Consider the following 964-nt stretch of genomic DNA (forward strand, 5'->3'; position numbering starts at 1 on the left):
TGGCGAAACTGAACGGCAGACGCCGTGGCGGTGCGGTCGGCGCGGCGATTTCGGGTAACGGGGCTGTCATCATGGATGCCTTATAGCGGTAACCTTACAGAAGTATCTTGGTCGTATATGACCACTGAACGGTTACCGTCAGTATTGTTAGTTGTTAGTCGTTTTGTGCGGCCGATCCCGAGTTCCTCTTGCAGAAGTATCCTGGCGAGCCGTTATCTTAAGCACAAGCGTGCCTGGCCCGGCCAGTCACACCTATTGATAGAAGTAGGTAGCCTACTGGCAACGAACTGCTATGATCCCTCGGCGATCTTCAGACATAACGATAAAGACCAGGAGTGATGTATTGCCTTTCTCCGGCGCCTCTTCCCGCTGGCTGCAGCGGTACGCCCCGGCCCTTCTGGCTGTTGCCCTGATCATCGCCATGAGCATCAGCCTCGCCTGGCAGGCGGCCGGCTGGTTGCGCCTGCAACGCAGCCCGGTAGCCGTCGCCGCCTCGCCGGTCAGCCACGAATCCACCCGCAGCGATCCGACCCGCCTGGCGCGCCTCTTCGGCACCAGCGCCCAGGACCCCAACGCCCCGCCACCGGCCACCAACCTCGACCTGGTGCTCAAGGGCAGCTTCGTCCAGAGCGATCCCAAGCTGTCCAGCGCGATCATCCAGCGCCAGGGCGACAAGCCGCACCGCTACGCGGTCGGCGGCGAGATCAGCGACGGCGTGAAGCTGCACGCGGTCTACCGCGACCGCGTCGAACTGCAGCGCGGCGGGCGCCTGGAAAGCCTGCCCTTCCCGCACCGTTCCGGGGGACTGCTGGCCAGCGCGGACGACATTACAAGCGAGAACGACTCGATCGAACAACTGCAAAGCCTGCAGGATGAGAACGCTGCAGCATTGCGCGAGCGCCTGGACGCCTTGCGCCAGCAGATGGAAGCCACGCCCATCGCAGAACCCGCCGAAGAAGACTCG

Annotated in this window: 1 protein-coding gene; it reads left to right on the forward strand. The window is 63.0% G+C overall.

What is annotated here, in order from left to right:
• Nucleotides 1-292: 292 nt before the first annotated feature.
• Nucleotides 293-964, forward strand: a 672-nt coding sequence (gene xcpP / locus EEB15_RS33065) for a type II secretion system protein N (protein ID WP_141514235.1), incomplete at its 3' end; no start/stop codon positions are given.

It is taken from the genome of Ramlibacter sp. WS9 (genome assembly GCF_003797765.1).
Taxonomy (GTDB): Bacteria; Pseudomonadota; Gammaproteobacteria; order Burkholderiales; family Burkholderiaceae_C; genus Ramlibacter.